Origin of the sequence: Paenibacillus gansuensis, from assembly GCF_042684925.1 — a bacterium.
GTDB lineage: Bacteria > Bacillota > Bacilli > Paenibacillales > DY6 > Paenibacillus_N > Paenibacillus_N gansuensis.
In genome coordinates this window covers 424,359-447,625 of the sequence record NZ_JBHUME010000002.1, presented here as the reverse complement: position 1 = coordinate 447,625, position 23,267 = coordinate 424,359, and the positions used below count along the sequence as shown (strand labels likewise).

The 23,267-nt window shown below is 55.0% G+C and carries 17 protein-coding genes and 1 pseudogene; 11 read left to right on the top strand and 7 right to left on the bottom strand.

Going from position 1 to position 23,267, the window contains the following annotated elements; all coding sequences use genetic code 11:
* Positions 1 to 9 precede the first annotated feature (9 nt).
* Complete coding sequence (locus tag ACFSUF_RS02230; protein WP_377599664.1) at positions 10 to 3,087, bottom strand: DEAD/DEAH box helicase; 3,078 nt, start codon at positions 3,085 to 3,087, stop codon at positions 10 to 12.
* On the bottom strand, positions 3,084 to 4,736 hold the full coding sequence (locus ACFSUF_RS02225) for an SWIM zinc finger family protein (protein ID WP_377599662.1): 1,653 nt from the start codon (positions 4,734 to 4,736) through the stop codon (positions 3,084 to 3,086). Before ACFSUF_RS02225 ends, ACFSUF_RS02230 begins: the two co-directional genes overlap by 4 nt.
* A 149-nt stretch (positions 4,737 to 4,885) precedes the next feature.
* Between ACFSUF_RS02225 and ACFSUF_RS02220 the strand changes: the two genes are divergently transcribed.
* Positions 4,886 to 5,986 carry a M24 family metallopeptidase gene (locus tag ACFSUF_RS02220; RefSeq protein WP_377599660.1) on the top strand — a complete coding sequence of 367 codons (1,101 nt, stop codon included), beginning with the start codon at positions 4,886 to 4,888 and terminating at the stop codon, positions 5,984 to 5,986.
* A 103-nt stretch (positions 5,987 to 6,089) separates the two neighbouring features.
* On the opposite strand, the gene ACFSUF_RS02215 is transcribed toward ACFSUF_RS02220, so the two are convergent.
* From ACFSUF_RS02215 to ACFSUF_RS02195, 5 genes and pseudogenes are all read right to left on the bottom strand, one after another.
* The gene (locus tag ACFSUF_RS02215) at positions 6,090 to 6,758 is read right to left on the bottom strand and encodes a TerC family protein (protein ID WP_377599658.1); all 669 of its coding nucleotides are present in this window, start codon (positions 6,756 to 6,758) and stop codon (positions 6,090 to 6,092) included.
* Positions 6,759 to 6,959: 201 nt separating this feature from the next.
* The gene (locus ACFSUF_RS02210) at positions 6,960 to 7,931 is read right to left on the bottom strand and encodes a LacI family DNA-binding transcriptional regulator (RefSeq protein WP_377599656.1); all 972 of its coding nucleotides are present in this window, start codon (positions 7,929 to 7,931) and stop codon (positions 6,960 to 6,962) included.
* A gap of 82 nt (positions 7,932 to 8,013) precedes the next feature.
* Positions 8,014 to 8,307: pseudogene (locus ACFSUF_RS02205) on the bottom strand (fibronectin type III-like domain-contianing protein); the annotation flags it as partial.
* Positions 8,308 to 8,416: 109 nt separating this feature from the next.
* Positions 8,417 to 9,250 carry a 1,4-dihydroxy-6-naphthoate synthase gene (locus ACFSUF_RS02200; protein WP_377600223.1) on the bottom strand — a complete coding sequence of 278 codons (834 nt, stop codon included), beginning with the start codon at positions 9,248 to 9,250 and terminating at the stop codon, positions 8,417 to 8,419.
* A gap of 17 nt (positions 9,251 to 9,267) precedes the next feature.
* On the bottom strand, positions 9,268 to 9,942 hold the full coding sequence (locus tag ACFSUF_RS02195) for a futalosine hydrolase (protein WP_377599654.1): 675 nt from the start codon (positions 9,940 to 9,942) through the stop codon (positions 9,268 to 9,270).
* Positions 9,943 to 10,143: 201 nt separating this feature from the next.
* Between ACFSUF_RS02195 and ACFSUF_RS02190 the strand changes: the two genes are divergently transcribed.
* From ACFSUF_RS02190 to ACFSUF_RS02145, 10 genes are all read left to right on the top strand, one after another.
* On the top strand, positions 10,144 to 10,506 hold the full coding sequence (locus ACFSUF_RS02190; protein ID WP_377599651.1) for a hypothetical protein: 363 nt from the start codon (positions 10,144 to 10,146) through the stop codon (positions 10,504 to 10,506).
* Positions 10,507 to 11,176: 670 nt separating this feature from the next.
* Positions 11,177 to 14,152, top strand: coding sequence for a family 78 glycoside hydrolase catalytic domain (locus ACFSUF_RS02185; RefSeq protein ID WP_377599649.1), 2,976 nt, complete (start codon positions 11,177 to 11,179; stop codon positions 14,150 to 14,152).
* 165 nt (positions 14,153 to 14,317) lie between these two features.
* On the top strand, positions 14,318 to 15,634 hold the full coding sequence (locus ACFSUF_RS02180; RefSeq protein WP_377599647.1) for a deoxyguanosinetriphosphate triphosphohydrolase family protein: 1,317 nt from the start codon (positions 14,318 to 14,320) through the stop codon (positions 15,632 to 15,634).
* A gap of 25 nt (positions 15,635 to 15,659) precedes the next feature.
* Positions 15,660 to 16,481, top strand: a complete 822-nt coding sequence (locus ACFSUF_RS02175; protein ID WP_377599645.1) for a hypothetical protein — start codon at positions 15,660 to 15,662, stop codon at positions 16,479 to 16,481.
* A 128-nt stretch (positions 16,482 to 16,609) separates the two neighbouring features.
* Positions 16,610 to 17,497, top strand: coding sequence for a hypothetical protein (locus tag ACFSUF_RS02170; RefSeq protein WP_377599643.1), 888 nt, complete (start codon positions 16,610 to 16,612; stop codon positions 17,495 to 17,497).
* 127 nt (positions 17,498 to 17,624) lie between these two features.
* Positions 17,625 to 18,980 carry a stalk domain-containing protein gene (locus ACFSUF_RS02165; RefSeq protein WP_377599641.1) on the top strand — a complete coding sequence of 452 codons (1,356 nt, stop codon included), beginning with the start codon at positions 17,625 to 17,627 and terminating at the stop codon, positions 18,978 to 18,980.
* Between the two features lie 646 nt (positions 18,981 to 19,626).
* Entirely contained in the window at positions 19,627 to 21,000 is a 1,374-nt protein-coding gene (locus ACFSUF_RS02160; protein ID WP_377599638.1) for an outer membrane lipoprotein carrier protein LolA, read from the top strand.
* Positions 21,001 to 21,214: 214 nt separating this feature from the next.
* Positions 21,215 to 22,393 carry an alanine racemase gene (alr, locus tag ACFSUF_RS02155; RefSeq protein WP_377599636.1) on the top strand — a complete coding sequence of 393 codons (1,179 nt, stop codon included), beginning with the start codon at positions 21,215 to 21,217 and terminating at the stop codon, positions 22,391 to 22,393.
* 210 nt (positions 22,394 to 22,603) lie between these two features.
* Positions 22,604 to 22,885, top strand: coding sequence for a CopG family ribbon-helix-helix protein (locus ACFSUF_RS02150; RefSeq protein WP_377599633.1), 282 nt, complete (start codon positions 22,604 to 22,606; stop codon positions 22,883 to 22,885).
* Positions 22,886 to 22,888: 3 nt separating this feature from the next.
* On the top strand, positions 22,889 to 23,239 hold the full coding sequence (locus tag ACFSUF_RS02145) for a type II toxin-antitoxin system PemK/MazF family toxin (RefSeq protein WP_377599632.1): 351 nt from the start codon (positions 22,889 to 22,891) through the stop codon (positions 23,237 to 23,239).
* Positions 23,240 to 23,267 lie beyond the last annotated feature (28 nt).

The window sequence follows — 23,267 nt, the reverse complement described above, 5'->3', positions numbered from 1 at the left end:
AGGTTTATCTCATCCCAGCCATTCCTGGCGCAGAGCGAACAAATCCTGAAGTTCGTTATTGGACAGCTCCGTGATCCAGCCCTCTGAGGTCGAAATCACATTCTCGGAGAGGGCCATTTTGCTTTCCAGCATCTCGTCGATCTTCTCTTCCAGCGTGCCCAGTGAAATGAATTTGTGCACCTGCACGTCACGGGTTTGGCCCATGCGGTAGGCGCGGTCCGTCGCCTGGTTTTCGACAGCGGGGTTCCACCATCTGTCGAAATGAAAGACATGGTTGGCCGCCGTAAGGTTCAGGCCTACACCGCCGGCTTTAAGCGATAGGATGAATACACCCGGTTGGCCTTCCTCCTGGGACTGAAACCGTTCGATCATGCGGTCCCTTTCGGCCTTCGGTGTACTGCCGTTCAGGTATTGCACGGGTTCATCCAGCTCTTGCTCAAGCACCCGCTTTATGATGCCGCCCATTCCGATATACTGGGTGAAGATAAGGCATTTATCGCCTTCTTCCCGAAGCTCCTTGACCATCGCAAGAAGACGCTCGAGCTTGGCAGACCGTTCAATAAAGGCTTCGTTGAACAAAGGTTCCGGAGAAGTTCCGGCAGCTTCAGACAAGGGCTCCTTCGTAAGCAGGACCGGATGGCCGCACAGCTGTTTCAGGCGGGTAAGCGCCGACAAAATAGCCCCTTTGCGCTCGATGCCTTCAAGCTTCTGCATCTTTTCCATCAGCTCCGTTACCGTCTGCTCGTACATGGCGCCTTGCTCTGCGGTCAGGTTGATATATACTTTCATTTCCTGCTTGTCCGGCAGGTCGAGTTGAATGTTAGGATCTTTCTTTTTGCGGCGCAGCATGAAAGGCTTTACGAGTTTTTGCAGTTCTTCCGTCTTACGCTGGTCCTGCTGCTTCTCGATCGCATTGGCGAACCTGTGCTGGAACGCCCGTTGATTGCCTAGGTATCCCGGGTTGGTAAAATCGTAAATGGCCCAAAGTTCCGAAAGCCTGTTCTCGATCGGCGTCCCTGTCAGCGCGACCCGGTGAGCGGAATGCAGGCTGCGTACCGCCAAGGATTGCTTGCTTTGCGGATTTTTGATGTTTTGGGCTTCATCCAAACAAATAGAGTTCCAGGTAACCCTCTGCAATGTGTCCTGATCCAGAAGGGCCGTTGCGTAAGATGTTAAAACAATATCCGCATGGGCGCAGGAGGCTAGAAGATCCTCGCTGTTTTCCCGTTTGGCTCCGTAGTGCAGCAAAATGTTCAGATCCGGAGCGAAGCGCGCGATCTCTTTCTGCCAGTTGCCCAATACAGATGTAGGGCAGATGAGCAGGGAGGCCCGGACCGCCGGCAGTGCTTGTTCGTTGTCGCCGGAAACTACGGAAATCGGGAGGGCCGCCGCCTCTTTCATGTGGAGGAGGTACGCGATGTACTGCACCGTCTTGCCGAGGCCCATGTCGTCGGCAAGGCATGCCCCGAGCCCGAACTGCCGCAGGAAGGCCAGCCAGGCGAAGCCGTCGCGCTGGTAAGGCCGAAGCTCTGCGCGAAGCCCGGCAGGGACCGGCACTTTCGCCCACTCGGACGCCTGGCCGAGCTGGGCGATCAGCTTAGCGAAATGTTCGCTAAGCTCCACCTCGAGGCGGAGATGCTCTTCCCGGGCGGCTCCGTCAGCCTCGTCAGCATCACCGCCGGCGCCGCCCAGCAGATGTAGCTGGAGGACGTCCTGGAAGGTGAGGCCTTGGGCTTTATCAACGCCGGACATCATCCGGCGCATTTGGGTAAGCAGGGCCGGATCCAGTTGGATCCACTGCCCGCGGAAGAGCACGAGGCGCGAGTTCCTGGCGACAAGCTCGGCGAATTCGGCCTCGCTGAGGTCGGCTTCGCCGATCGCAATACGCCAGTCGAAGTCGACGATGGCGTTCAGCCCGAACAGCGAGCCGCCGCGCCCGGTGCTGCCGCTGACGCGTGCGCGAAGCCGCGGCTTCTTCTTGCTGACGGCTTCCCACCACGCCGGCAGCAGCACCTGCCAGCCCGCAGCGATCAGCATGCGGCTGTCTGCGGTAAGAAACCGCCAGGCCGCGTCATCGCTGAGCGGCTCGGCGAACAGCGCGCCGCCTTCGGCTGCGCTTGCAGCGGCTGCGGGCAAATACGCCCGCAGCCGCTCGAGCCAGCCCGCGGCGCGCTCGCGCACGTGCGCGGTCCAGGCGCCCGGCCAGGCGCCTGCGGCAGTGCCATCCGCTTGCAGGCGGATGGGGTAGAGCGCCGCTGCATCCAGCTTGTCCTGCAGGACAAGCTGGAGCCGCCAGTCCGGAGCTTCTTCATCCGGCTCCAACAGCCGCAGCAGCGGCCGGAACGGCGCGGTGTCCTCGCGCCAGCCGATGGCGGCCAGCCAGTCCCTGGCGGTCGACCGCACGGCATCGGCTGACAGCGACTGGCTCGCCGGACCGCCTGCCGTTCCGCTGACCGCATCCGGGCTTTCAGCGCCGTTCACCTCATTCTTTCCGCGGGCCATCGCCAGGCCAGCACCCGTTCCGCGTCCCTGAAACAGGGCCGGAAACTCCCGGCGCAGATCGGCGGAAGCGGCTTCGCTGCCGTAATGACGCTCCGAAACCGCCGCCGAAAAGGCCGACTGCAGCGCACCGGTAAACCCGGCATCCTCCTGCTCGGCCTGTTCCAGCAGCAGGCGTTCCTCCGCCGTCAGCTGCTCCTCGTCCCATGTCCAGGCAAGCTGTCCCTGAACGAACCGTTCATAACTCGGGATATGCTGCCCAGCGTCCATCAAGCGCATCAGCGGGGGAGCGGCGCCGGCCAGACGTGCCGCTTCTCCGTCCCAACCCCATTGCACCGAGCCCAGCAGCTTCGGATCCGCGAAAAATGGCAGCACCCGTTCCGCCGGCAGAAGCGTGACATACACATCCTGAACCTGCTTCTGCTCCAGCGAAGTCCCGTAAAAGGTAGCCTCATCCCAGGCAAACAAAAGCTGCGTAAAATACTGCCCGTGCACCGCAGAGCCGTCTTCCGAGGATCCCCATAGCAGCGCATCGCCCTGATCGGTCAGTTTGGCATGAAGGGTTATATGTTTGGTATAAAAGTTCATTCCGTTAACTTTCCTTTCTTCAGCTCTTCCTGAAGGGCCCGGAGCCGGCTGTACCGCATGGTGAAGCCTTCCAAAAACAGTTCCCACCGGTCGGTCCGCTTTAATTTCTTATACAGCTTCGCCAGCCGTTTCAGCATCTTTACGGCAGCCTTGTAACTTTGCCTGTTTTTGAGGATCACATAGCGCTCGACCGCCTGGTGGTAGAAAGGCAGCAGCAGCTCGGGTGCGTCCTTCTCGATCGGGGCGAGTTCGCTCACTTTAAAATCCAGCGGGTCGCTGGCGATCGACAAATGAAAATCCATCCAAGCTTTCCACTTGCCGTGTTCGTACAGCTTCTCCTCGTATATATGCTGAGAGTAGGGAAGCATGTCGGCGAGAATATCCCAAAAGACCGGTTCTGCAGAAGGCAGCGCAGGGATCAGCAGATCCCAGTAAGCGGTGTATTCCCTCATATCACTGTGGGGCCGTCCCTTGAAAAAGGGCGAAAATTCCTTTAACCACGTAAATAACCGCTCCCACTCGGAATTTTCACTGATCCGGTGCAGGAAATAATACAGGAAATCGGAAGAAAACGATCCGGCTCGACCGGCCTCCCGAAGGGCTTCCCAGCAGTCGTCGTCGTTCCCGATATAGTAATACTGGAGTGCCAAAGCAATCTGCAGATTAAACGCAGAGACGGCCTGTGTTCCGGTGCCGGCTTCCTCCGCATCCGTGGGATGTGCCGCCGTCCGTTCCAACGCCTCAATTTCCTCCCGGTGGACTGCCACGTCGTTAGTTCCTGCCCCGAACCAGTGGCGCCACAGGCTGAAATAAATTTTGACAAAATGCCTTAAATCCTTCGGCTCCGTAACCGCACATTGCCGGACAAAAGCGGCGGTGCCGATCGCCATGGCCCGGCGTTCTGCCGACAAAGCGGACGCTTGGGCATCCGAGATTTTGCGCTGAAGCAGCTCCATCATATTGGAGACGGACTGATCGGTGTAAACCCCGCGTGAAGTAAAATAATAGCTGTGTTCTTCCGTGCGTTTGCGGACCAGATGCTGCAGCAGGTACAGATATAAATGGATTTGCAGCCACAGCCACTCATCAGCGTCCAGCCGTTGTCTGGCCGGTTCGAAGGTCTGCATAACCGCATTGGCGTAATGAAGGCCGCTGAGATGAGCGGGGAGATGAGCCGTGCTTTTGACGATAAAAGCGTATCGTTCTTCGACCGTCATTTGAGGCAATAGCATGATTTGCGCTTCGGTAAGTTCCGCCGCCTCGGCCGCAGGCTGCTGCTGGCGCGCTTTAATCGCTGCTTTGGCTTGCATCAGGGCCAGCTCGGATCTGGCGTTAGCCAGTTGATGTACGGACCGGCCCTGCTCCTCGGCAATGGCCAGCAGAACCGCTACCATATGTTTGCAGCCCCGGGGTACCGGGCATTCACAGTAACTCTGCCCCAGGTCGGCGAGATCGACAGACACGAGATAAGGCTCGCTGCCTTTCACTTCCGCTTTGACCGTCTTTTCGCCGGCCATCTTGATCAGCTCCGCCCGGCCTTGTTTATAGTATTGATATCCGCGCTTTAACGTAAGGTCATCGAACATAGAGGCTGTGTCTTCAACCAGCTTATTCCATTCCTCATCTTCCAGCGTTAGTAACAGGTTCATTCCGCTAAACTCCTTCATCTTCTATCCGGGTGTTTCTATGCTTTGTTTCTATCATTATACCATGTTTCCCGATGCACCCGGGTACAGGGCTGCCGGAAGCTTTTTGAGTTATAATATAGGGGACACTATGACGCAGGAGGGCTGTCTATATGCCAACGGCAGACAGAAAAACAACACTGATTCAATATATGAGCGAACACAGCATCGACCTGGCGGTGATCACTTCGCCGACCAACGTATATTATTTTACCGGATTTTACTGCAATCCTCATGAACGGTTTTTTGCCTATGTGGTAGACGGGCGGACGGGCGAAGAGACGCTGTTTGTCCCTTTGCTTGACCGTGCTGCTGCACAGGAAGAAGGCTCGGTTTCGAGGGTGGTCGGCATTTCCGATACGGAAGACGGTTATGAGGTATTGAAGCGTGAAAAAGGGAGCGGCGTACACAGGATCGGACTGGAGAAAAATATGGTGTCGCTGCTGCAGGGAGAACGGTTTGCCGGCCTTTGGCCCGGCTGCGGATTCGACAATATCGAGGAGTTCATTCTCTCGCTGCGGATGAAGAAGAGCGAGCAGGAAATCGGTAAAGTGGTTCATGCCGTTAAGCTTGTCGAGCAGGTGCTGGACCACGCAGTCAAGCTGGCAGTACCCGGCATGACGGAGCTGGAGCTGACGGCCGAGTTGGAATTCCAGATGAAGCGGTTGGGAGCGGAGAGGCCCTCATTCGATTCCATCGTTCTTACCGGTGCCCGTTCGGCGCTGCCCCATGGCGTGCCCGGCCATACCCCGATTGAAAACAATGCGTTTCTCCTCATTGATATCGGCGTGAAGGCGGACGGGTATTGCTCGGACATTACCAGGACATTTTTGATGGGAGAGGGCACGAAGGAGCAGGAAAGCATCTACGATGCGGTGCTGAACGCGAACCTGCTTGGGATCGCAGCCGTCCAGGCCGGCCGGCCGGTCTCGGTTCTGGACGATGCGGCCAGAAATGAAATCAGCCGCCTGGGGTACGGGGAGTATTTTACACACCGGGTAGGACACGGCTTCGGGATGGATATTCACGAGGCACCGTCGATTTCAGGCAACAACGGACTGATCATGGAGCCCGGGCTGCTGTTTACGATCGAGCCGGGCATTTATGTTCCATCCGTAGGAGGCGTCCGGATTGAGGATGATGTCTATATTGGAGAAGACGGTCAGGCAAGAGTGCTGACTTCATATCCTAAGGAATTGACCCGTCTTGGGTAAGAACGATGCAAAGAAGGGAAGCCTGCCGGCTTCCCTTTTTTTATGGACAAATATGATGGTGTAAATTTAGGGACGAATTGTACGCCTACACGAACAAAATATGTTACCTGGTTCTTTTCGCCCGTAGTCCCAGCAGGATCACTATGACGGCCAGCAAAACCGGAGCGATATGTTCGATGCCGGGCACTAGGGGCTCGAGAATCGGTTGGATGGCCTTATCGGTGACAATCATTTCGCCGGCAGTATATCCGAGTAATCCAGCCCCGATATAGACGATAATAGGAAACCGGTTCATGAGCGACATCAGCAGCTGGCTGCCCCAAATGATCAGAGGAATGCTGATCGCAAGGCCGGCGACAATGAGGAGCAAGTTTCCTCCGGCGGCGCCTGCTACGGCTACTACATTATCCAGGCTCATGACCAGATCCGCGATAATGATGGTGCGGATGGCCTCACCGATATTCGTGCCGGATTTCAGTTTATCGTGGCCGTCGTCTCCCTTGATAAGCTGAAGCGCGAGGAAAATCAGCAAAATTCCGCCGGCAGCCTGCACAAACGGGACACGCAAAATCCATACCGCCGCAACAGTAAGCACAATCCGCAGCACAATCGCTCCGAAGCTGCCCCAGAACACCGCTTTCCGCTGTTGGACCGGTTCCAGGTTCCGGCAGGCCAGCGCTATGACAACGGCATTGTCGCCGCTCAATACCAAATTGATGAACAGCACCTGTAACAATCCTAAAAGAAAACCTTCTCCTAACCAACTTTCCATGCCTTCACTCCTCTGAAACTTGTCCAGCTTGTGTATCTACTACATCTGCATTCCCCGAACCTGTGGAACCCATACGCATATTCCAAGCCTATCTACCATTTAAACAAAAGTGACCGTCAAACTCACTCCCGGACCGTATGATATGGATTGAACGCAAAAACAAGCCGCCCATTCGCCGGGCGGCTTACTGGCCAAACCATTCTAAGTTGCAACTTTACCCACAGATTCACCTTTCACCAGGGTGACATAGATTCTTTCATTCTCCACGGATTCGCCGGATAACAGCTTCAGCAGCTGTTCGGCCGCCAAGGCGCCCCATTTCTTTTTGGAATAATCGATCGTGGCGAGTCTTGGGGTTGTGTACTCCATCACTTCAATGTTATCGAATCCAATCAGATGAATGTGTTCTCCGATTCTATATTCGGTAGATTTCACTGTATTGTAGAAACCGAGCGCCATTTCGTCATTGAGGCAAAAGACAGCGCAAGGGCCGTTGTAGCCGCCTATAATCTGCCGGGCCGCCGCTTCGCCTGCCCCTTTATTAAAGTCACCGGGGATTTCTGTCAGGGTTACGCCGCCGTACCGCTTGACCGTTTGGCGTACCGCTTGCAGCCGCTGAAGGGAGTCGAACGAGTTGTCGGGGCCTGTAACGACATAGATATGATGATGGCCTTGCTCAATCAGATACTCTGCCGCCAGGGTCGCGCCTGCTTTGTTATCCAGCTGAACGAGATTGACATTCGGATGAACGAGCTCCCGGTCCAGGACCACCAGCTTATGGCCGCGGTCGGCGTACTGCAGCATTTTGCCGCTGTCGAACGTCCAATCCAGAACAATAGCTCCGTCTACCATCCGTTCCGGAAGCATCCGGTGCGATTGCATGCCGCTGCATACGACCAGGTCGTAACCTTTCTTGTGCAGAACATCTTTCATGCCCTGTACAAGCTGCCCGTAAAAGCCCCCGCTGAAATCGGTCAGAAATACGCCGATAATGCGCGTTTCCTGTTTCTTTAAATTCCGTGCCGCCGCATTCGGAACATAATTCAGTTCTTCGGCGATGGCCAGAATTCTCGCACCGGTTTCATCCGTTACTTTAGGGCTTCCATTCAGCGCGTAAGACACCGTTGAAATGGAAACGCCCGCTCGTTTGGCAATGTCTTTAATGCTTACCACGGCATTCGCTCCTATCTTGATTACAACCTGGACATACCATATTTTACTATAAAAAAGTACAAGGAACCATTATGATATCCGTTTATTTTTTTCGAGTTAGCCGAAACCGCAGTTCCGCTGTGTCCCTGCTGTTCGGGCCGACAAAAACGCTGAAGCTGCCCGCGTCGCTGGTGAACGACAAATCCGTGTGGAAATACCGGAGCTGTTCTTCCTTCAATATGAATTCAACCTCCCGGCTTTCGCCCGGCTGCAGAAGGATTTTGCGGAACTCTTTGAACTCTTTGAGAGGCCGCACTACTTCACCCGCATGATCCCGAGTATATAGCTGTACGGTTTCTTCCCCCGCCATGGCGCCCGTATTGGTTACGGTAAGAGTGGAACCATCAACCAGAGTGGCACGGAGAATGAGGATGTGCCGGAAAGAGAAAAGCGCGCTACTGTGAGCGCGCTTGGGTCGTTCGTTCGTATCTTACATCACTTTCGTGTTATCTGTGCAATAATTCCAGGTTGAACTCCGGCACGAGGCCCTCGAGCATAGCGCGGCTTAGGAGTGCCGTCACGGCGGCGTAGCCTTCTTCACCGAGTTCCGAGGTGAAGTTGTTAACATAGAGGCCGATGTGGGATTTGGCCACTTCGGGATCCATCTCCTGGGCGTGCTGCATCACGTAGTCGCGGGATGCGTCCGGATGCGCCCAGGCGTATTCCACCGAGGCGCGGATCCAGGCGGAGAGCGAGGAGGTGTCCAGCGTACGGCGGGCGATGATGGCGCCAAGGGGGATGGGCAGGCCGGTGTCGGACTCCCACCATTCCCCCATGTCAGCCATCAGCTGAAGCCCATAGTCCGGGTAGGTGAAACGGGCCTCATGAATGACGAGGCCGGCATCGACCCTGCCGTCGCGTACGGCGGGCATAATTTCGTGGAACGGCAGGACCACGATTTCGCCTACGCCGCCCGGGACGTTTTGGGACGCCCACAGCCGGAACAGGAGGTAGGCGGTGGAGCGCTCGCTTGGTACGGCGACTCGCCGGCCGGACAAAGCGGCGGGATCGGCTGCACCGTCCGCGGTGAGAACGAGCGGACCGCAGCCTCTGCCCAGCGCGCCCCCGCAAGGAAGCAGGGCATAGTCTTCGAGTACCCAAGGCAGGGCGGCATAGGAGATTTTCAGCACTTCAGGACCTTTGCCTTCCGCGGCCCAGCCGTTGGTAAAATCAATGTCCGCGTAGGTTACGTTCCATTCCGGAGAGCCGGGGATGAGACCGTGAACCATCGCATGGAAAACGAACGTATCGTTAGGACACGGGGAATAAGCGATATTCATCGCGGTTTCTTGCTTTGTCATGATGTTAGCACCTCCGCTGCTGCTGCGCTCGCGGCTTCCAGCGCCGCGAGCGCTTCTTTAATCCGCCAGGCCCCGCGGTCGCGCGGGCCTACCGGATTGGACACGGCGCGCAGTTCGGCGCAAGGCACGCCGAACTGCTTCGCCGCCGAGGCCGCGCCGAAGCCTTCCATGGCTTCGGCCACGGCCCCCGGCACGCGCTGCGCCAAGCGTGCCGCGGTTTCCGCCGTCCCGGTCACGGTAGATACCGTGAGCACGGGACCGGCGTGCGCCGGCAGACCGGCAGCGGTAAGCGCTGCGGCCAGCCGGGCGGCCAGGCTCGCGTCCGCCGCAATGCGCGCGGATCCGAAGCCCAGCTCGTCCACGCTGAGGAAGCCTTCCGGCGACTCAGCGCCTAAATCGGCGGCGACGATCTCGCTGGCGACGACCAGCTCGCCCACCGCCGCGCGGCCCGCGTAACCGCCGGCGATGCCGGCGCTGACGACAAGGCCGTAGCTGCCGCGGGCTAGCGCTGCCGCGGTGCCGGCCGCCGCTGCCGCGGGCCCTACCCCGGCCGCAAGGACGTCGATGCGGCCGGCGCGTTCCTGCCCCGTGCTGCGGATGCCCCGCAGCACGGCATCACGTTCCGCTTCGACGGCGGTCACGATCAGCACTTTTTTAGTATCGTTTATCATGAACTGCACCTCGTTCTCGTTTTGCCTGATTCGGATATTCCGTAAACCAACATTCCCATTGTAGCAAAGTTGCGGACGGTTTGGAAAACGGCTGACGGCGGGCTTATCTGATCGTGTATACTAGTAAGAAATCAACATGTCTTTTTGACAGGAGAAGAGAGCAGTGGGAATACATATGACAGGAAGGGCAGGAGGATACATATGACGGGAGAGTTAGCATGGGGACTTTTGGCGGCTGTATTGGCAGCGGGTTTCTTCCTAAGAATGAAGCTCCGGAATTACGGAGAACTCGGCAGGGCGAGGAAGGGATTGCGGTTGTTAACACAGCGACAGCTAACAGGGATTTCGGATGCGGCGGACCTGCCGATGTGGGATCATCATCAAGCCGTATTGAAAAAGCACCCCAGCGAATACAACCAGCTCAATATGGAGATTCAGTTCGAGCTTGCATATTTGGCTTTTTTGGAGCAGCATGTTCCCGAAGACAGTAGAATTGAGGTCTTGAAAGCAACAGCAGGGTACCGGAAGGACACCATTTGGGGCTTTAAAGTAAACCACAAATAACGAAGGGGACAGATCATCGTGAAAGGAACTCCCTCGCTGACGTGGCCAGGGTTATCGGGGATGGCGGCTGCTTTTAACAAATTATAGACATTCCTGTGAACGCAAAATTCGGTTTCGACTATACAGCCCCGCCCTAGCGCCCAAAACTACCGTTACAGCTAAGAGTCCACCGCTTAGCGCCCAAAAGTACCGTTACAACTGAGCGTCCAACGTTCTAGCGCCCAAAAGTACCGTTACAGCCGAGCGTCCACCGCCCTAACGCCCAAAAGTACCGTTACAGCCGAGCGTCCACCGCCCTAGCGCCCAAAAGTGCCGTTACAGCCGAGCGTCCACCGCCCTAGCGCCAAAAAGTAACGTAACAGCCAAGCGTCCAACGCCCTAGCGCCCAAAAGTAACGTAACAGCCAAGCGTCCAACGCCCTAGCGCCCAAAAGTACCGTTACAGCCGAGCGTCCACCGCCCTAACGCCTGAAAGTACCGTTACAGCTGACCGCGCTTCAGATTATCCCCTAGTGAAGCTAAAGCTGGCTCCCGGGGACCCGTTACCGATGCAAGTTTGACACGTCCCAATAGACCCCTCTTTTTGTCCTAAACACCCCGCTATAAGAAACCGCTTCCCTGCTAAAATAGGGCTATCAGAACTCAATTTATATAGAGAGAAGGTAATCTAATTGCAAAAGCCTGTGTATGAAACCCAAACGGAATGGAATGCCTCCTGGATATGGGGCGGTACGGAGACAAGCCCGAGGAATGAGTGGCGCTGTTTCCGCAGGAAGTTTCAAGTGCCTGCCGAAGGATGGAAGGATGCGGTTTTTTCGATTACGGCGGATTCCCGCTATGCGGTTTATATGAATGGAGAATTGTGCGGGAGAGGGCCGGTCCGTTCCTGGCCGGCAGAGCAGGCATATCACAGGTATGATGTAACTTATTTGTTGAAGCGGGGAGCGGAAAATACGATTGCCGTGCTGGTCATGCACTATGGCGTTTCCAACTTCATGTATCTGTTGGGCAGGGGCGGGCTGCTGGCCCAGCTTGAACTTCAGGACGCCGCAGGGCGGACGGTATTGCTGGAAGGAACCGGTGAGAGCTGGAGGACATCGCTTCATCAAGCTTACGATAAGTGCGCGCCGCGGATGTCATGCCAGCTGGCTTTTTCGGAGCGGATCAACGCAGGAGCTTGGGATCCGGAGTCATGGAAAGAGTCAGGGTATGATGACAGCTCCTGGCAGCAGGCAAAAGCGATCGGCAAGCCGGGAATGAAGCCTTGGACGTCGCTGCGGCCTAGCGGTATACCGGCTCTAACGGAAGAGGCCCTGTGGCCGGTCCGGGTAGAGTCCCTGAAGAAAGTAAAGCCCATTTCATGGGCGGGCTATGTGGATGTAAGGCCGCTTTTGGTACCGGATATTGTCAGTCAAGCCAATCAGGCTGGATTCGCAGGATTTCTCGTAACCGTCGTAAGCATCAAGCAGCCGGGGCAAGTCACGTTGGGAACGACCGGCGGCTTTTGGGGTTTCGGGGGCATTAGCGTAGCCGGAGTCCGGTATTCCCCGGATGAGATGCATGGGGAGCAGCCGGAGAGGTATATCACGGTTTCTTTGCCGGCCGGAGAGCATCTGGTTCTGTTCGAGCTGCTGGGCATGGACCATGGGTACGGTCTCCACATAGGGATCGATGCGGACCAGGAGTTGGAAGTTCTGTCCCCTATACTTGACACAACGCAGGGAACTCCTTTTGCTTATGCGGGACCCTTCGTTTCCTTTGTGACGCTGGATCATCAGGAAGGAAGCAATCCGCTGGCAGACTATGCAGGCTTCGGAGGGCAGAAGCCGCTGGACAAGGAGGCTTTCCCTGAGTATGAGAGTTTTGTCAGGATCCGGACGGCAGCCAACCTTCCAGAGGTGGAGAAGAGCGGCATTCTGCTACAGCCGGTTCCAGAGTCCTTTTCAGCAGAGGACTCGGTATACGTGCGGGCCTTATGGAATAAAGAAACCTTGCAGCTTCCTGTTCCCGGCCAGCTGCAGGCAGTCGTCATAGCGAACCGGATGCCTGGGGAAATTCCGTTGTTCGGCGACGGGGATACCGAATTGATTATCGATTTCGGCAAAGAAAGATCAGGCTATTGGCAATTTGAGGTGGATGCCCCGCAGGGCACGGTATTGGATTGGTACGGCTTCGAATATATGCGCGACGGCTGGAGACAAGACACATTCGGGCTGGACAATGTCCTGCGGTATGTATGCAAAGAAGGGCATCAGACATACCAGTCCCCTGTCCGGCGGGGATTCCGCTACGTTATGCTGACGGTCAGAGGGGCTTCCCGTCCGGTAAAGCTTTTCGGGGTGCAAACAGTGCAAAGCACGTTTCCTGTCGCTGAAATCGGCCGGTTCCACAGCTCGGATTCCCTGCTTAATGAGATTTGGGAAATCAGCAAGCATACGACCAAACTTTGCATGGAAGACACGTTCGTCGATTGCCCCGCATATGAGCAGACGTTCTGGGTCGGGGACAGCCGCAATGAGGCGTTGGTGAATTATTATGTGTTTGGGGCAACTGATATTGTGAAAAGGTGCTTGGAACTGGTGCCCGGCTCAAGATTTCAGACACCTCTCTATGGAGACCAGGTGCCGAGCGGCTGGAGCAGCGTCATTCCGAACTGGACTTTTTTCTGGGCAGCCGCTTGTCTGGAGTATGTGCAGCATACCGGGGATACAGGCTTTGCCACCAAAATTTGGCCGGACGTTAAGTACACACTGGAGCACTATCTGCAAAAGCTGGACGACCGCGGCTTATTGTTTATCAAAGGGTGGAATCTGCTGGATTGGGCTCCGATGGATCAGCCGGACAATGGGGTGGTGACACATCAGAACTTGATTTTGGCCAAAACGCTTCGCGCCGCCTCGGAACTCGCTTCCCTTGCCGGTGAAGGTTCCGAAGGAACACCGTTTGCCCAAGCAGCCGAACACCTCGCCGAAGCGGTTAACCGTTATTTGTGGTCGGAGGAACAGCAGGCTTATCTGGATTGTATCCATGCGGATGGAAAGAAGTCGGGTATTCTCAGTATGCAGACACAGGTAATCGCGCTGCTTAGCGGAGTTGCTCAAGGGGAGCGCAGGGAACGTCTGGTTGCGTATATGGCAGACCCGCCGCCTTCTTTTATCCAAATTGGCAGCCCGTTTATGTCTTTCTTTTATTATGAAGCGCTGGAGAACCTGGGGCGGTTTGATCTGTTATTGCAGGATATGCGGAAGCATTACGGTCAAATGGTGGAATATCAAGCTACGACTTGCTGGGAGATGTACCCGAACTTTGCGGAGAACCGGGCCAATTCCGCCATGTTAACCCGGAGCCACTGCCATGCCTGGTCGGCCGGCCCTGCTTATTTCCTGGGTGCGGCGATTCTCGGGGTACGACAGTCGGAGATTGGGTGGACGAAGGTGACGGTAGCGCCGCAGCCATGCGACCTGAAATGGGCCCGCGGGGCCGTGCCTTTGCCTCAAGGCGGCCGGGTCGATGTAGCTTGGCAGGTGGAGGAAACGGAAGCGGGCCGGGTGATCCATTTAAGCGTGCAGGCGCCTGAGGAAGTAGAAACGGTGTTGGAGATACCGGTAGGCTTTCTTCGCGGTGAGGTGGTACGTACCCACTTGTAACATAAAGCTAATCCCGGGGGGCTGCGCCCTTCGGGATTATTTATTGTGCATTTGTCACCCGGCTTTCCCCGGGGATTGGGTTATGCTACAATTTTTCCAATTCATGATGATGTGGAACCTGAAGTTACATACTATAGAACAAAAAGTACAAGGAGGGGCACCGGCATGGATTTACGCAAACTACGGCTCGACGAATCCACCCTAAGCCCGTTCAGCGAAGAGCGCGACGAAGTGGAACGGGATTACGCGAGACTGATTCAATCGCCGGCGTTCCGGAGACTGCAGGGGAAATCGCAGGTGTTCGGCGCAGGAACAGGGGATTATTACCGGACCAGGCTGACGCACTCGCTGGAAGTGTCGCAGGTTGCCCGCGAAGTGGCCCGTCGTATGCAGAAGCAGTATCCTTTTTTAGCAAAAAAAGAGCACCCCGGATTAATGATGGATCCGTCCGTAGTGGAATGCGCGGCAATTGCGCATGACTTAGGGCATCCGCCTTTTGGACATAAAGGGGAAGAAGTTTTAAATCATCTGCTGATGGAGGAGCACGGACTGCCATATGAGGGCAATGCCCAGAATTTCCGCATCCTGATGTTCCTGGAGAAGCGCGCGGGCAGTGACAGCGGCCTGGACTTAACGGCGGCCGTTCTGCTAGGCATTAACAAATATCCTTATTCGTTGAAGGAGCCGGGGCGCTTGAAGGGGGTATATCCCGGGGAATGGGAAGGCATCGGGTATTTGCGCGACCGGTGGAACATGCCGAAGGGCTGTTCGACGCTGGAGGCGCAGCTGATGGATCTGAGCGATGACATCGCCTACTCCACCCACGATATCGAGGACGGCATCAGGGCGGGCAAAATCCAGATGAACCGGACTTTTTTCGAGAATGAAAGCTTGGCGGAGCATATCGTGTGGGAGATTGTGAACGACCAGGGGAATTTGGAAGTCGGCTGGGATCAGGTGGATATCAAAGCAATGGTCAAGCAAGTGCTTGCCTCTTATCTCGATCAATGGGAAGAGATTTATCAGAAGGCGGGGCAGGAACCGTCGCGTACGCGCAGAGAAATGAAAGCCCGCTGGGTCAGCACCTTTGCCGGGCGTGTGGGCATTATTGACGACGGGGGCCGAAGCTGGAAGCGCGTGACGTTCATGAAGGACGGGCAAGAGGATATCGAGCTGCTTCGGACCATGGAGATTCTGAAAAAGCTTGCGTGGGTAACGCTGATTAAGGATTTCCGGGTGCAGCGTCTGCAAAAACGGAGCGAAATCATGATCCGCGGGTTATGGGACAGCTTTAAGGTAGAAGAGCACGGACGCCTGATCATTCCGCCGGATTGGATCAACAATTACGAACGCCATAAATCGGTGTGGAGTTGGCCGCGTTTTGTGGCGGACTATTTGTCGGGGATGACGGATGCTTATGCCGAAAAAGTGTATGCCGAACTGTTTGCCAGCAAGTCCGGAACGATCTATGAAATGGATTAGTACCGCATAAGGGAGAGGAAATGCCGTGACCGTCCATTCGGTTGAATTGGAATTTAACTTTACTAGAGAGCAGAATACTGCCGTGATAGAAACAATAGCGGAGTTATCCGAGAATGCATATTATCAGGGAGGCCGGGTTGCCGGGCTTTTTGCAGATGAGATGCGGGTGCCGGATGTGTACAGGTATGATTTGAGGTATATAGCAAATACGGAGAGTTGGGAGGCGGTCAGACTTCCTCAGGATGCAAGCCCTGCCGGGGGAATGGGGGAGGACACCCGTCCAACGCTTCTAGTTCTCATGGAATCTCCGCATAATGACGAGTATCTGTATTTGGATGAGAATGGGGATCCGGTAAAGATCCCTGTTGTTAGGGACCGGGCTGACGCTGTAAGGCGGATAGCCCGGGTTGAGCCGGTGCGGCCGGCAAACGGGAAAACGGGCGAGCATATGGACCGTTTTCTCGCCGCTGTGGCCGAGGGGCTTGCGCCCTCCGGGCGCGATGTGATGTACCGGGTGATTGTGGCGAACCCGGTTCAGTACCAGACGTCCCTGCATGCGGTGCATGGCGGGACGCTCAGCAAGCCATTGTACGGCGCATTGCGCGACAATGTGTGGAAGGCGCTGTGGACGCAGGAAGCGGTCCGCAGCGATTTTGCGGCGCGGCTGGCGGCGTATAAGCCGGCCGTTATCTTCAACGGCTGCACGCGGGTCGTGAAGCCGCTGGTGGAAGAAGCGATCCGCGAAGTCTTGCGCGGACAAGCTGTCGAATGTTACCGGGTGGCGCACCCGTTTGCCTGGTTCAGCGCTGCGAACCGTAAATTAACTAGAGTAGAGTTGGAAGAGTAGAGCTTTTTCAGGAGAAGAGCAAGCCTATTTCAGGTAATACATCTCATCTATTCCCGATTGACTTGTTCTTTATTGAGAACTATAATGTTCTTTGTGAAGAATATATTTTCATTTGGGGGGAAAGCTTTATGTTCAAAAAAGTAATGCCCTGGCTGCTCTGCACTACGCTTCTGCTGCTTCCTTTAAGCACGGCGCAGGCACAGTCGGAGCCGCAAGGCGATTCCTGCTCCTGTATCAGCTTAGTAGGAGACGAAGACAACTTTGGTCGGCAGACCTGCTGCTGGGATGTGACCCATGAACCGGATGACGGCGATTTCGACATCTGGAATACGGCCCCGAAATCGTGGACTCATAAGGTATTCGTTCCTCAAGGTGCTCAAATTACATACGCTGCATTAACGATCCGTTCGTTTAATGTACAAGACGGCGGTACTTCTTATGATCTGAAGCTTTATGCGGACGGTGTGGAGATTGCCGATGCTTTTGACCAAGTTTACAATCAGACGGCTGCTATTACGGTATTTCAATTAAGCACGGACGTAATCAGCCAGCTGAAGGATCATGAACTCAAGGTCGTTATGACGAATGCATCATCGGCTCCGCAGGACAGTTTCGCCGTAGATTACTCCAAGCTGGAAGTGAAATACCCGTGCATCGTACCCGTGCAGATAGACATTAAGCCTGGCAGCGATCCGAGCAGCTACGGCGCGAACTCGAAAGGGAAAATTCCGGTTGCCGTGTTCGGTACCTCTACATTCGATGTAACACGCATTGACGACAGTACGGTCCGTTTCGGAAATGCAGCTTACGGCGGTGCGGCCCCTGCCCACGCGTCGGTTGAAGATAAGAACGGGGACGGTATTCCTGACAAGGTGTACCATTTTAGCTTTCAAGATACAAATTTACAAATAGGAGATACGGTCGGTTATTTGAGCGGTTATGCGGACGGAATCCGGTTCTTAGGCTCAAGTGATGTAAATATTACCGGAAAAGGCGCTGCTAAGGGCAAAAAGTAGTTAGATGAGAAGTCGATGAAAATAGCACGGCCATGAAACATTCCTCTACTTTCGTATGTTAGAATAAGAGGAATGTTTTTTGGCGTTCTTACAGATTCTGCATATCCCTGCAAAGGAGTGAAAGATCATGGAGAAACAACCATTTCTTCAGAACCGTTCCCGTTCCCGCTGGATCGTGCCCGGCGCTGCCTTGGCGCTGCTGCTGTCACTTAGTGCGGGCAGCTTAGGCAGCCTTCCGGCAGGCCGGCAAGCGGAAGCTGCTGTACCGCAGCCCTCCGTCATCCTGGATGGCCAAAAGCTGGCCTTCGATGTGCCGCCGGCTGTATTCAACGGAACTACACTTGTGCCTATGCGCAAAATTTTTGAGGCTCTGGGCGCGGGAGTATTGTACAACAACTCCACTAGAACCGTAACGGCTGTGCGAGATCAGCTGGAAATCCAATACACCATTGGCCAAAAGACCGCTATTAAGAACGGTTGGACACTTCAGCTGGGCTCGGAACCCGGTCGTGTCACAAAGGGGGCGACACTGGTGCCGCTGCGTTTCGTCAGTGAGTCCATGGGGGCTTATGTGGGCTACGACCCCAAAACGCGTGTCGTTACCATCCGCAGCAACCGGAAAGGGAACTCTGTGACCCCAGCCGATCAATTGTCAGGTTACCGCATAACCCTCCCTTACCAGACGATCCTGAGCGATTTACCGCCATGGGTTTCTTATATCCGGCAAAATCAAAGTAAGGAATCGTATTTGTTTTTTGGAGATTCGACCACGTACGGGTCTTACTTGGGCAAGGCTGAAACCCTGCCTGCCAAAGTGCAGCAGCTTACGGGACATGCCTCCTATAATCTGGGGGTGCCGGGCTTCACAGCCGCTCAACTTGTTCCGTTCATGGAAAAAGCGCTGCAGGGAGTCGACCGCCCGAAAGTAATTGTTGAGCTTCAAAGCTTTTGGGGAGGCACACCTAAGACGTTTACCGGGTTTGAAGAGCTTTTGCAAGCGGACGTGCCGGCCTACGCGGACGCGCTGAACCATTTGCGGCGCGAATGGGTGAAAGACGCAGACCTGTTGGACTTGGCTTATCCATCTTATGCCCAGCAGCCAAAAGACCGCATCAAAGGACGCATTGCCCGGGGCAAGGAGCTGTTCACCCGTAAAGCCGAACTCGACCCTCAATTGAAAAAGCAGCTAACCAGTCTCCGGGAGCTGATCGCAGCACGGCCGGAACAGCAATTTTACTTATACATTCCTCCTTATCTGACATCGGAAATCAGCAAACATACCGCGTTGTCCGAAGCGGATTTGAAGGCCTATAACGCTAAGATGAAGGACCTTTTTGACGGATTGGACAATGTGAAATTCCAGGACTTTAACGCCGGGGATACGGTTTATGGACCAGCCGACTTCATCGACTGGTTACATCGCTCCAAAGCCGGCGAACAGCACTTCTCCAAAGCGATGGCCGGCTGGCTGGCGGGCGAGTAATGCCGTCTCTGGGTATGTTGAATGGCAGCATGCGGGGAGCATGGGGGATTAGCGGAACAAATTACTTCTAATTTCTGGGAAATTGGTAGCAAAAGTCAGTTAGAGGAAAAAAGGTTACTTATTACTCCAGATTTTCGCTGAATGTTGATGTTTTTCTGGTATTAAAGGAAGTTTTATCCGCTAAAATTCATTTTTGGCATGAAAAAGGGATAAATAGATAACCTTTTCCCCTTAATTTTTACGGGGGAGCAGCTGCGGAAAAATCGGGGACCGGAAGGGAGCGACCTGGTAAGAGGCAAATAGCCCGCTTGAACCGCCGGTTGGCCCCACGTCCGCCCGCATCGCCCGGCGCTTGCCACCCCCGCCGCCCGCACCGTGCTGGCTGTTTGCACCGTGCCGTCGTGCCGTGCTGCGCCACGTACGCATGCCGTGCCTTGCCACCATGTCGTGCCGCATACCCAGCCCGTGACGCACACCCGCACCACCGCACCGTGCTGTACCGCCCACCCACAACCGCCCGCAAGTCACCTTGCGGGCGGTTTCTTTTTGGCTTGTCACGCTTGTCATGCTAGTCTGCATAATTGTCCAAGTTCCCTCATAGACATGTTATCAGTTGTGAAACCATTACTGGTAAGGGGATGATGTTATGCGGAAGGTCGCCTGGATTTTGGCCATGGTGATGTGCGTGTCCGTGTTTTTGGCAGCATGCGGAACAAAAGACGCGTCAGGGGTAGTGAAAGACCTGGAAGGCAAAGCAAAGAAGCTGGACAGCTACCAAGGGTCCGGAACGATGAAACTGTATACGGGGCAGCAGCCTCAGGAGTACAACGTGGAAGTATGGTACCAGCAGCCGCACTATTACCGGATTTCTTTGACCAATGAGAAAAAAGATATTTCCCAAATCGTGCTCCGCAACGACGACGGGGTGTTCGTTTTGACGCCGCATCTGAACAAAAGCTTCCGGTTCCAAAGCAACTGGCCGGAAAATCAAGGACAGGTGTACCTCTACCAGACGCTTGTCCAAAGCATCCTGATGGACCAAACCCGCCAATTCGCCTCGGATAAAGAATATTATATGTTTGATGTAGTAGCGAATTACCAGAACGGTTCCCTGGCGCGCCAGAAAATCTGGCTGGATAAAAAGAACTATGCACCGCAAAAAGTCCAAGTTTCCGATGCCAACGCCAACGTGGTGGTGGAAGTGAATTTCAACCAGTTCGATTTCGGCAAAAAGTTTGAGAAAGACTCGTTCAGCATGCAGCGCAACATGACGGCTTCTTCGCTGGAGTCGATTCCGACGCTGGAAGAGGAGAACGAAGGAACAGAGCCTGTCGTCGCCGGGGAACAGGACGGCAAAGGAAACAACGCAGCTGCCGGCAGCAGCGCAGACAACCAGGCTGACGATCCAAACGCGGAGAACAGTGACGCGCCGGCCAAAGATCCGAACGCAGAGAACAGCGATGCGCCTGCTAAAGATCCGAGCGGCAATGCATCCGAGGAAGACGGCGATTCCCCGCAAGATGCTGATGACACGCAAGGCAAAGCTGATGATGCGGCAAAAGGTAACGAGGAAGGAACTCCGTCCGACAAAAACGATGATGCAACTTCAAAAGCGGACGAAGGTCAAGGTACTTCTGCAGGCGAAGAGGACGGCCAAGCATCGAAACCGGACAAAACCGCTCAATCCATGGCGGTTCTGGAGCCCGAGTACCTGCCTGAGGGCGTAGTGAAGAAAGACGAGTCCCAGATCAAGCTGGGCGAAAACAACGCAGTTATGATGCGCTACACAGGCGAGTATAACTATACGTTGATCCAAACTGTACCGCAGGACCATACGGTTACTTCGGTACCGGGCAAATTACTAGATCTTGGCTACACTTTCGGCGTCCTGACAGGCACGGACATGAGGACACTTATCTGGACTCATAACGGTTCAGAGTTCCGCCTGTCCTCGGGCGAACTGACTGACGATGACATGATTCGCATCGCCCAGTCCGTACAGGGTGAAATTGGCAAGTAACAGCTTCGGCCGCAGCAAGCAGTTTTGTAGTACAATGAGAAATCGAAAAAGCGGGGCGGGGCGCGCGTGTGCTCCGCTTCTTTGCGCCATTTTGCCTGCGGATTGCTAGATGATGGTTATGCCCGGTTCATTGACACGGCTGCCACCTAACCGCTAACATAGGGATATTGATTCCAAACGAGTGCAGGCATCGTAACAAAGGTGGACGGTTGTTGTGGAAGATTATTACCGGCAGACCAGGGTGGAGATCGACTTAGACGCCTTGGACCATAATTTGAATGAATTCAGACGGACTATATTGCCCGGCCAAAAGATTCTTGCTTCCGTGAAAGCGAACGCATACGGCCATGGCGCCGTAGGGATCGCCCGTGCCGCGGAGCGGTGGGGCATTGACTACGCGGGCGTTGCATTTCTCGACGAAGCGATCGAACTCCGCAATGCAGGGGTCCAAGTGCCGATTCTGGTGTTGGGGTACACCCCGCCGGAAGGTATACCTGCTGCGCTGGAGCATAACATTACATTAAATGTGTTTCACGAAGACTTGCTTACGGCCGCTGCAAAGCTTGCTTCCGCCGAGCGCCCGCTAAAGGTCCACTTGAAGGTGGATACCGGGATGGGCAGGCTTGGCGTGCTTGCGGACGGAGAGGCTGTTCCTTTTGTAGAGAAAGCGGTCTCGATTCCCGAGATCATGGTAGAAGGGCTGTTTACGCACTTTGCTTCCGCGGATGAAGCGGACAAAGAATACACGTACAGCCAATATGCCAAGTTCAAGCAGGTCATCGACGAGCTCGAAGCGAAGGGGATCCGGATTCCGCTGATCCACGCAGGCAACAGCGCCGCGGGTATCGACCTGCCGGAACTCAGCTGCTCGATGGTGCGGCTCGGCATTGCCATGTATGGCCTTTATCCTTCCGAAGAGGTCGATAAGAACAAAGTGAAATTGAAGCCTGTCATGAGTTTCAAGACTGCGCTGACTCACATCAAGACGCTTCCTCCCGGTTCAGGGATCAGCTACGGCACGATCTACCACACGGACGGAGAGGCGTTGATCGGCACGCTTCCTGTCGGTTACGCCGACGGCTTCAGCCGGATGGCGACAGGCAAAGCGGAGGCGCTCATCCGGGGACATAAGCTCCCTGTGGTAGGCCGCATTTGTATGGACCAGTGCATGGTGAATCTCACCGGACTTCCCGAGGAAGTGAAGGCCAGCTTACGCGTCGGCGAAGAAGCTGTCATTATGGGAACCCAAGGGGATGCATGCATTTCCGCCGAAGAAATCGCCCTGCATCTGGGGACGATTAATTACGAGCTGACCTGTATGGTAGCGAACCGCGTTCCCAGGGTGTTTTTGCGCGGCGGTAAAGCGGCGGCAGTAAGAAATTCGCTTCGGTAACGAGGCGGATGGAGGAAGTTTCCAGGGTGAATTTTTTGCGTATGAAGAGGAATTTGTCGCTTGGTGTTGAATGTATTGCAAGAAAGGTTTTGCAGGCGGATACATCATAGTTGATACACGATGCGCATATATTTACTCTTGTATAATTTTGCTTGGCGCACGACATAATGGTAGTAACGGTTTTGGAAATGTTTTGGGGGTGCGGAATCAGTGTCCAATATGCATAACACGAAGAGGATCATGATTAGTTTGCCGGATTATTTACTACAGGAGGTCGATGGGATCGTGGAGAAAGAAAATTCGAACCGGAGTGAATTTATCCGTCAGGCAATGAAACTGTACCTTACCGAGCGCAAGAAGAGGCAGCTTCGTGAATCCATGCAGCGCGGCTACATGGAAATGGCAAAAATCAACCTGAATATGGCATCGGAAGCGTTCTATGCGGAGGAAGATGCCGACAGCATTCTTGACCGCTTAGTTAGCGGGGTGTAACCATTGATCGTTAAACGCGGCGATGTGTTTTTTGCCGACCTCTCACCGGTGGTCGGGTCCGAGCAGGGCGGCGTACGCCCGGTGCTGGTCATACAGAACGATATAGGGAACCGGTTCAGTCCCACGGTCATCGTAGCGGCAATTACCGCCCAGATTCAGAAGGCGAAGCTGCCGACGCACGTGGAAATCGAAGCGGAAACGCACGGGTTCGACCGAGACTCGGTTATTTTGCTGGAACAAATCCGGACGATTGACAAACAACGGCTGACCGACAAAATCACCCATCTGGACGAGGAAACGATGCGCAAGGTGGATGAATCGCTGCAGATCAGCGTCGGATTGATAGAATTTTAAAATAAGATCAACGGGAACGGGGGGCTGA

Bases quoted from the DNA above. Each gene is read 5' to 3' on its own strand.
- ACFSUF_RS02215 (WP_377599658.1), bottom strand. From the start codon at position 6,758: ATGGAAAGTTGGTTAGGAGAAGGTTTTCTTTTAGGATTGTTACAGGTG.
- ACFSUF_RS02190 (WP_377599651.1), top strand. From the start codon at position 10,144: ATGACGGGAGAGTTAGCATGGGGACTTTTGGCGGCTGTATTGGCAGCG.
- ACFSUF_RS02160 (WP_377599638.1), top strand. From the start codon at position 19,627: ATGCGGAAGGTCGCCTGGATTTTGGCCATGGTGATGTGCGTGTCCGTG.
- ACFSUF_RS02230 (WP_377599664.1), bottom strand. From the start codon at position 3,087: ATGAACTTTTATACCAAACATATAACCCTTCATGCCAAACTGACCGAT.
- ACFSUF_RS02180 (WP_377599647.1), top strand. From the start codon at position 14,318: ATGGATTTACGCAAACTACGGCTCGACGAATCCACCCTAAGCCCGTTC.
- ACFSUF_RS02220 (WP_377599660.1), top strand. From the start codon at position 4,886: ATGCCAACGGCAGACAGAAAAACAACACTGATTCAATATATGAGCGAA.
- ACFSUF_RS02170 (WP_377599643.1), top strand. From the start codon at position 16,610: ATGTTCAAAAAAGTAATGCCCTGGCTGCTCTGCACTACGCTTCTGCTG.
- ACFSUF_RS02225 (WP_377599662.1), bottom strand. From the start codon at position 4,736: ATGAACCTGTTACTAACGCTGGAAGATGAGGAATGGAATAAGCTGGTT.
- ACFSUF_RS02195 (WP_377599654.1), bottom strand. From the start codon at position 9,942: ATGATAAACGATACTAAAAAAGTGCTGATCGTGACCGCCGTCGAAGCG.
- ACFSUF_RS02200 (WP_377600223.1), bottom strand. From the start codon at position 9,250: ATGAATATCGCTTATTCCCCGTGTCCTAACGATACGTTCGTTTTCCAT.
- ACFSUF_RS02165 (WP_377599641.1), top strand. From the start codon at position 17,625: ATGGAGAAACAACCATTTCTTCAGAACCGTTCCCGTTCCCGCTGGATC.